The organism is Pseudomonas sp. NMI760_13 (genome assembly GCF_021283245.1).
Lineage (GTDB): Bacteria > Pseudomonadota > Gammaproteobacteria > Pseudomonadales > Pseudomonadaceae > Aquipseudomonas > Aquipseudomonas peradeniyensis.
Genome location: NZ_JAJSRC010000025.1, coordinates 50,060 through 63,254 on the forward strand (window position 1 = coordinate 50,060; position 13,195 = coordinate 63,254).

Annotated in this window: 15 protein-coding genes and 1 pseudogene; 14 read left to right on the forward strand and 2 right to left on the reverse strand. The window is 65.6% G+C overall.

Going from position 1 to position 13,195, the window contains the following annotated elements; genetic code table 11:
• Positions 1-122 precede the first annotated feature (122 nt).
• The 5 genes from LU671_RS21885 to LU671_RS21905 all read left to right on the forward strand — a co-directional run bounded on the left by LU671_RS21885 (position 123) and on the right by LU671_RS21905 (position 4,495).
• Positions 123-467, forward strand: a complete 345-nt coding sequence (locus LU671_RS21885) for a metalloregulator ArsR/SmtB family transcription factor (protein WP_110739533.1) — start codon at positions 123-125, stop codon at positions 465-467.
• 21 nt (positions 468-488) lie between these two features.
• On the forward strand, positions 489-1,772 hold the full coding sequence (locus LU671_RS21890) for an arsenic transporter (RefSeq protein ID WP_069017405.1): 1,284 nt from the start codon (positions 489-491) through the stop codon (positions 1,770-1,772).
• Between the two features lie 15 nt (positions 1,773-1,787).
• Entirely contained in the window at positions 1,788-2,258 is a 471-nt protein-coding gene (locus tag LU671_RS21895) for an arsenate reductase ArsC (RefSeq protein ID WP_232856892.1), read from the forward strand.
• Between the two features lie 486 nt (positions 2,259-2,744).
• Positions 2,745-3,275, forward strand: a complete 531-nt coding sequence (locus LU671_RS21900) for a hypothetical protein (RefSeq protein WP_203647287.1) — start codon at positions 2,745-2,747, stop codon at positions 3,273-3,275.
• A gap of 356 nt (positions 3,276-3,631) precedes the next feature.
• Complete coding sequence (locus tag LU671_RS21905) at positions 3,632-4,495, forward strand: sensor domain-containing diguanylate cyclase (protein WP_203647288.1); 864 nt, start codon at positions 3,632-3,634, stop codon at positions 4,493-4,495.
• Between the two features lie 106 nt (positions 4,496-4,601).
• Here the strand turns inward: LU671_RS21905 and bla are convergent, their stop codons facing one another.
• The gene (gene bla, locus LU671_RS21910) at positions 4,602-5,477 is read right to left on the reverse strand and encodes a class A beta-lactamase (protein WP_332880092.1); all 876 of its coding nucleotides are present in this window, start codon (positions 5,475-5,477) and stop codon (positions 4,602-4,604) included.
• 205 nt (positions 5,478-5,682) lie between these two features.
• Here bla and LU671_RS21915 point away from each other — a divergent pair, with 205 nt between their 5' ends.
• From LU671_RS21915 to LU671_RS21930, 4 genes are all read left to right on the forward strand, one after another.
• Positions 5,683-6,000 (forward strand): hypothetical protein, encoded by a 318-nt coding sequence (locus LU671_RS21915; RefSeq protein WP_203647290.1) that lies wholly within the window; start codon positions 5,683-5,685, stop codon positions 5,998-6,000.
• A gap of 99 nt (positions 6,001-6,099) precedes the next feature.
• Positions 6,100-6,483 carry a tautomerase family protein gene (locus tag LU671_RS21920; protein WP_232856893.1) on the forward strand — a complete coding sequence of 128 codons (384 nt, stop codon included), beginning with the start codon at positions 6,100-6,102 and terminating at the stop codon, positions 6,481-6,483.
• 50 nt (positions 6,484-6,533) lie between these two features.
• The gene (locus LU671_RS21925) at positions 6,534-6,752 is read left to right on the forward strand and encodes a hypothetical protein (protein WP_232856894.1); all 219 of its coding nucleotides are present in this window, start codon (positions 6,534-6,536) and stop codon (positions 6,750-6,752) included.
• Positions 6,753-6,768: 16 nt separating this feature from the next.
• The gene (locus LU671_RS21930; protein WP_232856895.1) at positions 6,769-7,422 is read left to right on the forward strand and encodes an HD domain-containing protein; all 654 of its coding nucleotides are present in this window, start codon (positions 6,769-6,771) and stop codon (positions 7,420-7,422) included.
• 124 nt (positions 7,423-7,546) lie between these two features.
• Here the strand turns inward: LU671_RS21930 and LU671_RS21935 are convergent, their stop codons facing one another.
• Positions 7,547-8,008: an Lrp/AsnC family transcriptional regulator gene (locus LU671_RS21935; RefSeq protein WP_232856896.1), complete on the reverse strand. Its 462-nt coding sequence runs from the start codon at positions 8,006-8,008 to the stop codon at positions 7,547-7,549.
• Between the two features lie 129 nt (positions 8,009-8,137).
• Between LU671_RS21935 and LU671_RS21940 the strand changes: the two genes are divergently transcribed.
• The 5 genes and pseudogenes from LU671_RS21940 to LU671_RS21960 all read left to right on the forward strand — a co-directional run bounded on the left by LU671_RS21940 (position 8,138) and on the right by LU671_RS21960 (position 13,081).
• Positions 8,138-9,373 carry a Zn-dependent hydrolase gene (locus LU671_RS21940; RefSeq protein WP_232856898.1) on the forward strand — a complete coding sequence of 412 codons (1,236 nt, stop codon included), beginning with the start codon at positions 8,138-8,140 and terminating at the stop codon, positions 9,371-9,373.
• A 37-nt stretch (positions 9,374-9,410) separates the two neighbouring features.
• Positions 9,411-10,616, forward strand: coding sequence for a diaminopropionate ammonia-lyase (locus LU671_RS21945; RefSeq protein ID WP_232856900.1), 1,206 nt, complete (start codon positions 9,411-9,413; stop codon positions 10,614-10,616).
• Positions 10,617-10,812: 196 nt separating this feature from the next.
• Complete coding sequence (locus LU671_RS21950; RefSeq protein WP_232856902.1) at positions 10,813-11,982, forward strand: MerR family transcriptional regulator; 1,170 nt, start codon at positions 10,813-10,815, stop codon at positions 11,980-11,982.
• Between the two features lie 25 nt (positions 11,983-12,007).
• Positions 12,008-12,565, forward strand: a pseudogene (locus tag LU671_RS21955) (HD domain-containing protein); the annotation flags it as partial.
• A gap of 9 nt (positions 12,566-12,574) precedes the next feature.
• Positions 12,575-13,081: a GNAT family N-acetyltransferase gene (locus LU671_RS21960; RefSeq protein WP_232856930.1), complete on the forward strand. Its 507-nt coding sequence runs from the start codon at positions 12,575-12,577 to the stop codon at positions 13,079-13,081.
• Positions 13,082-13,195 lie beyond the last annotated feature (114 nt).

Consider the following 13,195-nt stretch of genomic DNA (forward strand, 5'->3'; position numbering starts at 1 on the left):
GAACAAAACATAACGTGCTGATTTAGCTTGCACAGCGTGGGAGCGGGCTTGCCCCGCGATGGGGTTGCGCGATACATACGAAAATACGTATATTCGATTTTCCATATGTATAGGCCATCACCATGCTCACGCCTCCTGAGGTATTCAAATGCCTCGCCGACGAGACTCGCGCCCGTGCCACCTTGCTGATCGCCCAGTCGGGCGAGCTGTGCGTCTGCGAGTTGATGTGCGCCCTCGGCGACAGCCAGCCGAAGATCAGCCGCCACCTGGCCCAACTGCGCAACTGCGGCCTGTTGCAGGACCGCCGCCAGGGCCAGTGGGTGTACTACCGCCTCGCCCCACAGCTCCCCGCCTGGGTGCATGACCTGCTGCAACTGACCCTGCGAGCCAACGAAACCTGGCTGCACGACAACACCACCCGCCTGCAGCACATGGACGGCCGCCCGCAACGCGCCGCCTGCTGCTGAACCTGCCCCCGGAAAACACCCATGCTGATCGCGATCGCGGTATTCGTCTTCACCCTGGTGCTGGTGATCTGGCAACCCCGTGGCCTGGGCGTGGGCTGGAGCGCGGCACTCGGCGCGCTGATCGCCCTGGCCGTCGGCGCGGTCTCGCTGCAGGACATCCCGGCGGTCTGGGCCATCGTCTGGAACGCCACGGCCACCTTCATCGCCATCATTATCATCAGCCTGCTGCTCGATGAAGCCGGCTTCTTCGAATGGGCCGCCCTGCATGTGGCGCGCTGGGCCAATGGCAGCGGCTACCGCCTGTTCGCCTTCTGCGTGCTGCTGGGCGCGGCGGTGTCGGCGCTGTTCGCCAACGACGGCGCCGCGCTGATCCTCACCCCCATCGTCATGTCGATGCTGCTGGCCTTGCGCTTCTCGGCCGCCACGACCCTGGCGTTCGTCATGGCCGCTGGTTTCATTGCCGACACCGCGAGCCTGCCGCTGGTGGTGTCGAACCTGGTCAATATCGTCTCGGCGGACTATTTCGGCCTGGGCTTCGGCGAGTACGCCGCGGTGATGGTCCCGGTGAACCTGGTCAGCGTCGCCGCCACCCTCGGCGTGCTGTGGCTGTTCTTCCGTCGCGACCTGCCGCGTCACTATGCCCTCGATGCGCTCAAGGCCCCCGAGGCGGCGATCCATGACCGCGCCACCTTCGTGGTCGGCGGCTGGATGCTGCTGGTACTGCTGGTCGGGCTGTTCGCCCTGGAACCGCTGGGCGTGCCGGTCAGCGCGGTGGCGGCGGTGTGCGCGGCGATGCTGTTCGCCGTCGCCGCCCGCGGCCATCGCATCTCCACCCGTCGCGTGCTGCGCGAGGCGCCCTGGCAGGTAGTGATCTTCTCGCTGGGCATGTACCTGGTGGTGTACGGACTGAAGAACGCCGGCCTCACCGACCTGCTCACGCAACTGCTCGACCGCCTGGCCGCGCACGGCCTGTGGAGCGCCACCCTCGGTACCGGCCTGCTCGCCGCCTTGCTGTCGTCGGTGATGAACAACATGCCCAGCGTGCTCATCGGCGCCTTGTCGATCCAGGCCAGCGATGCCCAGGGTCTGGTACGCGAAGCGATGATCTACGCCAACGTCATCGGCTGCGACCTGGGCCCCAAGATCACCCCCATCGGCAGCCTCGCCACCCTGCTCTGGCTGCACGTGCTGGAGCGCAAGGGCATGCGCATCACCTGGGGCTACTACTTCAAGGTCGGCATCCTGCTGACCCTGCCGGTCCTGTTGATCACCCTCTCGGCCCTGGCCTTGCGCCTGAGCCTTTGATACCCGGAGCGCCCCATGCGAGTCCTGTTCATGTGCACAGCCAACAGCTGCCGCAGCATCCTCAGCGAAGCCCTGTTCAACCACCTGGCGCCGCCGGGCTTGCAGGCCGTGAGCGCCGGCAGCTTTCCCCGGGGCCAGGTGCTGCCGCGCAGCCTGAGCACCCTGCAACAGGCCGGCATCGCCATCGAGGGGCTGAGCAGCAAAGGCAACGACGCCTTCGCGGACAACCCGCCGGACATCGTCATCACCGTGTGCGACAAGGCCGCCGGAGAAACCTGCCCGGTGTACTTCGGCCCGGCGCTGAAGTGCCACTGGGGACTGGCGGACCCGTCCGAGGTGGTGGGCGACGAGCAGACCATCGACGCCGCCTTCCGCGCCACCCTGGCGCATATCGAACGGCGCTGCCGGGCGTTTCTGGCCCTGCCATTGGCCAGCCTCGGGCGCGATCAGCTTGCGGTTGAGCTGGAGAAGATCGGCAGGCTTTGAGCGCTGGTCCTTTCGAGGTGTTCGACGGTAGCTTTGCAGCGTTCTTGAGATCGAGCGCCGCCCACGCGGCGCATCGCGGCACAAGGCCGCTCCTACATCTGTTTCGGGCCAGTCAAATCTGTGCCATTACCTGGTCCGCCTTGTGGTTACGACGCGGTTTCAGCGTGGGCACCACTGCCGCCTCACCTGTTTCAAGACATGCACCAAGGCGGGCAACCATGGCCTGACAGGTTCGGCACGTTGCAACAAATGTAGGAGCGGCCTTGTGCCGCGATGCGCCGCGCGGGCGGCGCTCGATCTCACAGGCGCCGCAACACGCTCGTCGAACCCCAGGGAAAATGGCAATCTAAGCAACAGGATGTTCAAGGGAGTCATGGCAGCACTGGATCGCATATTTCATGGTCTTCACCAGCAAGGGTTGCTGCGCCTGGTCGAACGCCAGGCCAGCCAGGCCGATGGTTCCTGAACGCTAGGAAAACGCTGCACGTGTTCAAACTGACCGCGAAATACCTGGCCCTCATCGGTGTCTGTACGCTGGCGAACGCCCTCCTCTACCTGAACAACCTGTGGGTGTTCTACAAGGAAGGGGAAGAGTTCTACTACCTTGGACTGATCATCCTCGGCCTGGCCCTCGTTGCCTTGCCGGCGTGCCTGCTCTGGGGCATCGGTGTCCTGCGCCGTGAGCCGGTGCATACGCTCCACAGCCGCAGCCGGCGCCTGATCACCCTGCTGGCCTGCTCGGCCCTGGCTCTTCAGGCGTCGCAGGCGGTAATGGACTATGTCCACCTGGATCGATACGGCCTCACCGAGGCGTACCTGTGGTCCAGTGGTAGCGAGAACTTCAACCTCATCTCGATGCGTGGCAAGGCGCTTTGCACGATAAGCACCAAGACCGGCGTACACTTCGAGGATGTGAACGGAGATGGCTTCCCGGACATGATTCCCGAACAGCATCAGCCCATGCGTTACTTGCCGGCGAGCGACACGTTCGACAATTGCCCGTTCCTCGGTGGCTAGGTGAGGCAACATGGGCGATCCGGCGCTGCTCCACGAGTCAACCTGCACACAACATGAGCGTCGTACAAACGCGTTCCTTCAACTTCTGCCACGCCCGGTCTACTCAGCCGAGGCATAACCCGGCACCCGCCTGCGCAACAACCATCGTCGAGCTGCTGGGGCGGTTGCCGTTTCCACCCGACAGGGGCACTGAAGCAGCCGACAGTCTGCTTGCCCACAGGTAGTGTGCCGCGCCCCCGAGCCTGTGTATGCTGCACGGGCGCGGCAAGCGGCCCCCGGCGGCTTGCAGGACCTCGCGCCGCCGCCCTGCGTGATCGGACCATGACCGGGCTACCCGTATCGGACACCCCTGCCCTATGCCCGTCGACCTGCAAGCGCTCTACCCCAGGCTGATCCACCTGATGCTGGACACCGTGTTCGTGGTCGACCGGGACGACACCATCGTGTTCGTGAGCAACGCCTGCGAAGCCTTGCTCGGCTATCGCGCCGACGAACTGACCGGCACCCCGATCACCCGCTACATGCACCCGGACGACCTGGAAACCACCCGCGCCTCGATCGTCCGGGTCATGGACGGCACCCCGCACTTCGACTTTCGCAACCGCTATGTGCGCAAGGATGGCGAGATCGTGCATATCCTCTGGGCGGCCTTCTGGTCCGACGAGGTGGGCGCGCGGATCGGCGTCGCGCGCAACATCACCGCCCTCACCCAGGCCGAGCAGGAACTGCGCTTTCTCGCCCATCACGACCCGCTGACCAAGCTGACCAACCGCTCGCTGTTCAACGACCGCCTGGCCTCCGCCCTGCGCGCCGCCCGTCAGCAGCAGCGACGGCTGGCCCTGCTGTTCCTGGACGTCAACGACTTCAAGGGCATCAACGATGTGCACGGCCACGCGGCCGGCGACCGCGTGCTGTGCACCATCGCCCGACGCCTGCAGGACAGCGTGCAGGAAGCAGACACCGTGGCGCGGATCGGCGGCGACGAGTTCATCGTGCTGCTGACCGATGTGCCGTCGGAGGACGCCGTGTACGAGGTGGTCGAGCAGATCGCCATGGTCATGGAGGAGCCGCTCGGGGCCGAGTTCGGCGATGTCAGGATGCCGTCCTGCAGCATCGGCGTGGCCTGCTATCCCAGCGATGGCGAGGATGCCGACACCCTGCTCAGCCATGCCGATGGCGAGATGTACCGCAAGAAGCGGCGGCGAGTGCGGGTGGGGTGATGGCCTGTTGTGGCCTCATCGCGGGGCAAGCCCGCTCCCACGCTGATGAGCACGCGCAACCACTCGTGGGAGCGGGCTTGCCCCGCGATGTGGCCCGCACACTTGCTCAGCCCTTCCAGGCCTCCACCACGATCCGCGTGGCCGCCGCAATCGTCTCGCTGTTCCACGGCGCGTCCTGTTTCGTAGCACGGCTGAACACCACCAGGATCCACGGCGCCCGGCCCTTGGGCCAGATGACCGCGACATCGTTGGCCACGCCATAGTCACCCGAGCCGGTCTTGTCGCCCACCACCCAGTCCTTCGGCAGCCCGGCGCGAATGCGCGTGTCGCCGGTGGTGTTGCCCTTGAGCCAGGCCTGCAGCTGTTGTTGCGCGGCGGCGGGCAGGCCATCGGTGAGCAGCAGGCGCTGCAGGGTCATGCCCATGGCCAGGGGCGTCGTGGTGTCACGCGGATCACCCGGCAAGGCGGTGTTCAGCGTCGGCTCGTTACGGTCGAGGCGGAAGGTCGGATCGCCCAGGCCACGGACGAACGCCGTCAGCCCGGGTGGACCACCGACCAGCTCGAGCAGCAGGTTGCCGGCGGTGTTGTCGCTGTACTGCACCGCGGCGGCGCACAGTTCGGCGACGGTCATGCCAGGCCCGACATGCTTTTCGGTGACCGGCGAATAGACCACCAGTTGCTCGGCGCCATAAGCGATGCGCCGCGCCAGCAAACCCGGCTCGGACGCGCTGCGGTGCAGGACGGCACCGGCAAGGACGGCCTTGAAGGTGCTGCAGAAGGCGAAGCGCTCTTCGCCACGCCAGGCCAATTGCCGACCGCTGCCGGTGTCCAGGGCCCACAGGCCGATGGTACTGCCGCTGGCCGCCTCGAGCTGTTGCATCGCCTGGCGCAGCGAATTGTCCGCCCAGGTGGGCAGGGTCAGCAGGGCCGAGCAGCCGAGCGCGCCCTGGAGCACGCGGCGGCGGCTGAGGGTGGGGATCATGCAGGCATTCCTTAAGAAAATGAGCAAAACGCGAAGGCTAGAACGTTTTAGCACCTGAGCCAAGCACCGCCTTGTCCCTCCAGCAGGACCAGCCATGCCGTGGGAAAGCGGATTCTTTTCGCGCCACTGCCCTGGCCACCCTTGCGTTGACCGGCAAAAGGCAGGACAGTAACCGGGTGTTCCCGCAATGAAACGGAGATTCGCCTTGACTACCGATCGCCTGAGCCTGCTCCAGTTCGAGCAACTCAGCCTGAAGCCCGCCGCCGCCAGCCAGTTCGCCCTCTCGCTGAAGGACCTCGAACAGCTGACACTCCCCGAGCGCTACGCCTATCGTGCTGCCCACTACCTGGGCGACATGGCCGAGGCAGAGAACAGCCAGCAGCTGGCTGTCGCCAAGGAGCAGGGCATCGGTTTCACCCAGGGCCTGCTCACCGCCGCGGCCATCGAAGACGCCCTGGCGAAAAGGCTGATCGAGGTCTTCAATAACGCGAGCGAGCGCGCCTCCAAGCTGCTGCCACAGTAACGGTAGTTGCCTTCCCGAGCCCGGCGCCTGTCCGGGCTCATGCCTGATCCTGCCCTACCAGCTTCTGCGTCTCGCCTGGCCATCGTCCAAGGAGTCCACATGCCACTGGTACGCATCGATATCAAGCGCCACCCCGACCCGGCTCATCTGCGCACACTCGGCCAGATCGTCTACGCCTGCATGCGGCGAACGATCAATGTGCCCGAACACGACAATTTCCAGATCCTTACCGAACACGATGGCGAACACCTGGTGAGCGACCCGCAGTACCTGGGCATCCAACGCTCCGACGGCCAGGTGTTCATCCAGATCACCCTCAACGAAGGCCGCACCCTGGAGCAGAAGAAGGCGCTGTACCAGGCCATCGCCGAAGGTTTCGAGCGCGAGGCCGGGGTGCGGCCGCAGGACGTGTTCATCAACCTGGTCGAGGTGCGCAAGGAGAACTGGTCGTTCGGCAACGGTATCGCCCAGTACGCCAGTTGACGGCAGTGGGCTGCCTGGCACCGTCCTTACCATGGCCGCAGGAGCCTCCGATGATCAGCGAACTGTCCGTTCATGTCCTGTTCCGCAGCCTGTGCTATCCGCTCGGTTGGCCACTGGTGAAGCTGGCCACGCTGGGCAGGTATCCGTCCAGGGGCGCCTGGTACACCGAGCGCGCCGAGGCCGAGTGGACAGCTGCCATCGGCCTTGTCGTACTCTTGCTGCTACTGATGCTGTTGCTGGGACAATTCGACATTGCGCCTTTCCCCTGATCCGCTGGAGCCCTCGTTGACCAACACGCCCTTCTTCCCCTTGCAGGCCCTCGCAGCCGAGTTGCTGCCCCACCTGCCCGCCGACAGTAACGACGGCTCCCATGACCTCGCCCATCTGCAACGGGTCTGGAGCAATGTCCGGCGTATCCAGGCCAGGGAGGGCGGCGACCTCGAAGTGCTGCTCGCCGCCACCGTGCTGCACGATTGCGTGGCGGTGGAAAAGAACTCGCCCCTGCGTGCGCAGGCCTCGACGCTTTCGGCCGAACGCGCCGCCGCGATCCTTGCCGACATGGGCTGGCCGCAACCGCGCATCGAGCAGGTGACCCATGCGGTGATGACCCACAGCTACTCGGCGGGCCTTTCGCCGCAGAGCCTGGAAGCGAAGATCCTCCAGGACAGCGATCGCCTGGACTCCATGGGCGCCGTCGGCATCGCCCGCTGCTTCTATGTGTCCGGGCGCATGGGGTCGGCGCTCTACGACGTCGAGAACCCCACCGCCGCAGGCCGGGACTATCGCGACAACCGCTTCACCATCGAGCATTTCCAGACCAAGCTGCTCAAGCTTGCCTCGGGCTTGCAGACCGGTGAAGGCGCGCGCCTGGCCGCGCTCAGGCATCAGCGGCTGGCGTCGTTCCTGGCCGAATTCATGGAGGAAATCGGGGTGGAATGATACCCGTCCCGGTCTACTGCTCGTGGAACTGGGCAACGGCCAGGAGCACGACCGCAAGGAGTGGCCTGCGGAGCGCTTCGTGTACCTTTTGCAAAGCGGCTGAATCGATCACGTCGGCATCGACTCAGGCCGCAGGCACCTGCATGCCTGTCTTCACATTGCTCATCGACACCAGTGTCTTGAACCGCTTGACATTGTTGCTCTCGAAGAACAGCGCTCGCGTCAGCTGGGTGTACTGTTCCATGTCTCGCACCAGCATGATCAGCACGAAGTCGCATTCCCCCGCCACGTAATAGCACTGCTGCACCTGCGGGCAGGCCATGAAGGTGCGCTTCATGGCGTCGAGCAGGTCGAGTCGCTCGTTCTCCACCTCCACTTCGGTGATCACGGTCAGGCTGTAGCCCAAGGCGGCAGCGTCCACCTGGGCCACGGTGCGCTGGATCACACCGTCGTGGGTGAGTTTCTTCAGCCGGCGATTGACCGCAGCTGACGACAGGTTCACCTGCGCGCCCAGCTCGATCTGCGAAGTGCTGGCGTCACGCTGCACGGCGTCGAGCAGTGCGCGGTCGAAGGCGTCGAGGCTCATGGCATGAGTCCTGAAAGGTGTACGAAAACGCAATGAAATTACGTTTCATACCCAAAAATCAATATTTCAGTTCGCAACTACTAAATACCATTTCAGCAACACCGCATGAAACGCTTACCGGAGAACCCCATGAGCGAGCTGCACCTCAATGGTCCGAAACTGTTGGAGCAAATCCAAGATTTGGGCAAGATCGGTGCCGATACACTCGGCGGCGGTCGGACCCGCATCGCCTTCACCGACGCCGACAAGGCCGGCCGCGACCAGCTGGTGGCCTGGATGCGCGAGCTTGGACTGGAGATCGACGTCGATCGCATCGGCAATATCTTCGGCACCCTGCGCGCCTCCAACGATATCGCGCCACTGATGATCGGTTCGCATATCGACAGCGTCACCAACGCCGGCGCGCTGGACGGCTGCTACGGCGTACTGGCCGGGCTGGCGGTGCAGCGTGCCTACCGCGAAGCCGGCGTGCTGCCAGCGCGGTCGATCACCGTGGCGGCCTTCAGCAACGAGGAAGGCGTGCGCTACCAGCCGGACATGATGGGCTCGCTGGTTCATGCCGGCGGGCTGGCGGTACAGGCGGCGCTGGACACGCTCGGCAGCGATGGCACGCGCCTGGGCGACGAGCTGCAACGCATCGGCTACGCCGGCGACCTGGAGCCTGGTGCCATCGTGCCCCACGCGTATCTCGAGCTGCATATCGAACAGGGCCCGATCCTCGAAGCCGAGCAAACGCTGATCGGGGTGGTGGAAAACCTGCAAGGGATTTCCTGGCAGCAAGTGACGGTGACAGGCAACGCCAACCATGCCGGCACCACCCCGACCCGGCTGCGACATGACGCAGGTTACGTAGCCTGCGCCGTGGTCACCGAACTGCGGCGCCAGGCGCGCGACAGCGGCACGACGCTGGCCACCACCGGTTGCATGCGCTTCGAGCCCGATGTGATCAATGTGATCCCGCGTCGCGCCACCTTTACCGTCGACCTGCGCGATCCGGACGAACAGCGCCTGCAACAGGCCGAGACACACCTGGCAGATCTTCTGCGGCAACTTGCCGAAGCCGAAGGCGTGGTCATCGAAACCGAGCAAAAAGTACGTCTGGAGCCGGTGATTTTCGATGCCACGCTGGCAAGTGCCATCGAGGCCAGCGCCGGGCGCCTGGGCCTGAGCCACCGGCGCATGACTTCCGGCGCCGGCCACGATGCGCAGATGATCGCGCGTATCGCCCCAGCGGCGATGATCTTCGTGCCCAGCCGTGGCGGTATCAGCCACAACCCGCGTGAGCACACCGACGACGACCAGTTGCTCGATGGCGCACGGCTACTGCTGGACGTGGTCGTTCAACGCCTGAGCGTCATGCGCTGAAGCCTGCCCCCTCGCCGCCTGTCGAAAGGAGATCCCCATGCTGTTCGCCAACCCCAACGCCATACGCACGCCCTACCCCGCCTCCCTGCAAGCCCTGATGAGCATTCGCCGGGCCAACGAAAGCCGTCAGTGGCTGTCGCACTGGCCGCAGTTGCGCGCCACCGGCACCCCGCTCTATAACCTGCCAGACCTTGCCGCCGAGCTGGGTGTCGGGCAGGTGCTGGTCAAGGACGAGTCGGTGCGCTCGGCGCTGGGCAGCTTCAAGGCACTGGGGGCGCCCAACGCCCTGGTACGCCTGATCCTGCGCACCTTCCCCGAGCTTGGTTTCAGCGCCGCCGGCCTGTTCGCTGGCCAGCACGCCACTCAGCTGGACGGTTTCAGCGTGGTCAGCGCTACCGACGGCAACCATGGACGAGCCCTGGCAGCCGCCGCTCAGAGCATCGGCTGCCGTTGCATCATCGTCCTGCACGCCCAGGTCAGCGTCGAACGGGAACAGGCCATCGCCGCCCATGGCGCGCAGATCGTGCGGATCGAGGGCAATTACGACGCATCGGTGGCGCATGCCGCGGCACTGGCCCAGGCCCATGGCTGGCAGGTGGTCTCGGACACATCCTACGATGGTTACGAACAGATCCCGGGGGACGTGATGCAGGGCTACGGTACCCTGGTCGCCGAGCTCGTCGAGCCCGCCGGGCAGGCTCCGACCTTCACCCATGTGTTCCTGCAAGGGGGCGTGGGAGGGTTGGCGGCGGGCGTCGTCAGCTACCTCTGGGAGCTTCATGGCGAGGGACGCCCGACCTTCATCGTGGTTGAGCCCGAGCAAGCCGACTGCCTCCTGCAAAGCGCCATGGCCGGGCAAGCGCGTGCCGCCAGCGGCTCGGTGGACTCGTTGATGGCCGGACTGGCCTGCGGGCAGGCATCGCCGCTGGCGTGGCGATTCCTGCAACCGAGCGTCGATTTCTTCATGACCCTGGAAGACGTCGATGCGGTTGCCGCAATGCGCCGCCTGGCACAGGGCAGCGCCCGAGACATCCCGTTGCTCGCCGGTGAGTCGGCGGTGGCCGGACTGGCGGGGTTGACCCGTTTGATGGCACAGCCTGGCCTGGCAACCCAGGTGGGACTCGGTCGCAACTCGAGGGTGCTGTTGATCAGCACCGAAGGGGCCACGGCACCAAGCCTGTACGCAGAGCTGGTGGGCGAGACGGCAGCGTCGGTGCTGGCACGACAGCAGGCCTGGGGTTGAGTGCCGCCGGCCAGGCCTCATCGCGGGGCAAGCCCGCTCCCACGCAGGTGATGCCGACAACGCCGTTGCCTGCGTAATGGCGCGATCCCAAAGGTTGGGAGAACGCCTGAAAAAAATACCCGTATCTGCGAGAACCCGCTTTACCTGTCTATAACTTCATGGTTCATCATCGCCCCACTGCATGAGGGGAAGACCGGTGTATCGCATTTCCGAACTGGCGGCGAAGGTGGGCCTGAGCCGCTCCACGCTGCTCTATTACGAAAAACTCGGGCTGGTGACGTCACGGCGCCAGGCCAATGGATATCGCACCTACAGCGAACAGGACCTGCAGCAACTGCGGCTGTTGCAGCAACTACAGTCCGGCGGCCTGAGCCTGAAGCAATGCCAGGCCTGCCTGGAAGCGCGCCTGGACCGCGCAGCCCTGCTCGAACGCCTGCACACGCTGGACGAGGAGATCGCCGCCCGGCAACGCTCGCGTGACCTGCTCGCGGCGATGCTCGGCTTGTCGTCCATGCGCCCCTGGCACCAGGCCCTCGAGCGGCAGGCGCCCGGCGCCCACCTGGCGTGGCTGCGCCGGCAGGGATTCAATGAAAAACAGGCCCTGCGCCTGAAATGGCTGTCCCGCGACATGAACGAACACGACCGCTACATGGCCGACTTCGAACGCATTTTCGATGGCCTCGATTACCTCGGCCCGGGCTCGGCACAGGATTCACTCAAAGCACTGCACGCCCTGCCCCAAGCCCCCGCGACACTGCTGGACATCGGCTGTGGTCGTGGCGCCTCCAGCGTGCTGCTGGCCGAACACAGCCAGGCGCACATCACTGCGCTGGACAACGACGAGCACAGCCTGGGCTGCCTGCGCGCGACCCTGGTCGCCAAGGGCCTGCAGGCGCGGGTCACGCCGATTTGCGCGAGCATGACCCAGCTGCCGTTCGCGCCCCGGCACTTCGACACGATCTGGGCCGAGGGCTGCGCCTACATCATGGGCTTCGACAACGCCCTGGCGTACTGGCGCGCCTTTCTCAAACCCCAGGGTTACCTGGTGGTCAGCGACCTGGTGCGGGTGGCCGACCGGCTCACTCCCTCGGTCGAGGCGTTCTGGCAGGCCGCCTACCCCGACCTGCACAGCGTCGACACGCGCCTGGCCGCCATCGCCCGCCTGGGCTATCGCACCCTGTCGCACTTCCCCTTGAGCGTGCAGGCCTGGAGCCACTATCTGGAGCCGCTGCGCGAACGCGTGGCCAGCCTGGCGGACGAGGACTTCGCCTCCCAGGCCCTGGCCGACATCCGCCGCGAACTCAAGATCCACGAAAACCACCTGGGCGAGTACGGGTATCATCTGTTCGTCATGCAGACGCGCTGAACCCGCCCCAGGACATGGAGTCACCATGAACATCGAAAAACTGCAGAACCGCCTCGCCTTCCTGCGCCAGGCCGAACAACTCAAGAGCGTGATCCGCAGCGCCCACACCTCCAGCGGCCGCGCCGAAAGCACCGCCGAGCACACCTGGCGGCTGTGCCTGATGGCCATCACCTTCGCCGACGAACTGGGCGATCTCGACCTGCTCAAGGTGCTGAAGATGTGCCTGGTCCACGACCTGGGCGAGGCCATCAGCGGCGACGTCCCGGCCGTCAGCAAACAGGGCTTCCCCGACAAGAACCGGCAGGAACGCGAAGACCTGCTGCACCTGATGTCGAGCCTGGACGCCGCCCTGCGCGACGAGATCATGGCGTTGTGGGAGGAATACGAGGCCGCCACCTCGGTCGAGGCGCAGGCGGTCAAGGCCCTCGACAAGCTGGAAACCCTGCTGCAACACAACCAGGGCCGCAACCCGCCGGGCTTCGACTATGCCTTCAACCTCGACTACGGCAAGCGCTATACCGCCGCCACGCCGCTGTTCGAGGCCCTGCGCGGCCTGATCGACGCCGACACGCGCCGGCATCTCGACAATGGCATCAGCCTGCGCGACGAGCGCCCGGAGGACACCGCCACCATCGGCCAACTGACCGAGGCCGCCTTTGCCAACGCCGAACACAGCAGCCACACCGAGCAGTTCATCGTCGCTGCCCTGCGTCAGGCCGGACAACTGACGGTGTCGCTGGTGGCGGTGGAGGCCGGCGCCATCGTCGGCCATGTGGCGATCTCCTCGGTAAGCCTGTCGTCGGGCGCCAAGGGCTGGTACGGACTGGGACCGGTCTCGGTGCTGCCGCAGCGTCAGGGCCAGGGCATCGGCTCGGCGCTGATCAACGCCGCGCTGGCCCGCCTGCACGGGCTGGGTGGCCAGGGCTGCGTGGTGCTGGGCGACCCAGGGTACTACGGCCGCTTCGGTTTCAAGGCCCAACCGGGCCTGAGCTTGCCGGGCGTGCCGGCCGAGTACTTCCAGGCCCTGGCCTTCAGCGGTGATGTGCCGAAGGGCAGCGTGCAATACTCCACGGCGTTCGAGGCAACCGCCAACGCGTAAACGCGATCACTGTAGGAGCGGGCTTGCCCCGCGACGGCGTCGGCAGCCACAACCTTGTCACCCGTGCCGACGCTATCGCGGGGCAAGCCCGCTCCCACGCTGAAACCCTGTTCC

Excerpts from the sequence above, each read along its gene's own strand:
- LU671_RS21885 (WP_110739533.1), top strand. The coding sequence starts at position 123 with ATGCTCACGCCTCCTGAGGTATTCAAATGCCTCGCCGACGAGACTCGC.
- LU671_RS21890 (WP_069017405.1), top strand. The coding sequence starts at position 489 with ATGCTGATCGCGATCGCGGTATTCGTCTTCACCCTGGTGCTGGTGATC.
- LU671_RS21895 (WP_232856892.1), top strand. The coding sequence starts at position 1,788 with ATGCGAGTCCTGTTCATGTGCACAGCCAACAGCTGCCGCAGCATCCTC.
- LU671_RS21905 (WP_203647288.1), top strand. The coding sequence starts at position 3,632 with ATGCCCGTCGACCTGCAAGCGCTCTACCCCAGGCTGATCCACCTGATG.
- bla (WP_332880092.1), bottom strand. The coding sequence starts at position 5,477 with ATGATCCCCACCCTCAGCCGCCGCCGCGTGCTCCAGGGCGCGCTCGGC.
- LU671_RS21920 (WP_232856893.1), top strand. The coding sequence starts at position 6,100 with ATGCCACTGGTACGCATCGATATCAAGCGCCACCCCGACCCGGCTCAT.
- LU671_RS21925 (WP_232856894.1), top strand. The coding sequence starts at position 6,534 with ATGATCAGCGAACTGTCCGTTCATGTCCTGTTCCGCAGCCTGTGCTAT.
- LU671_RS21935 (WP_232856896.1), bottom strand. The coding sequence starts at position 8,008 with ATGAGCCTCGACGCCTTCGACCGCGCACTGCTCGACGCCGTGCAGCGT.
- LU671_RS21940 (WP_232856898.1), top strand. The coding sequence starts at position 8,138 with ATGAGCGAGCTGCACCTCAATGGTCCGAAACTGTTGGAGCAAATCCAA.
- LU671_RS21945 (WP_232856900.1), top strand. The coding sequence starts at position 9,411 with ATGCTGTTCGCCAACCCCAACGCCATACGCACGCCCTACCCCGCCTCC.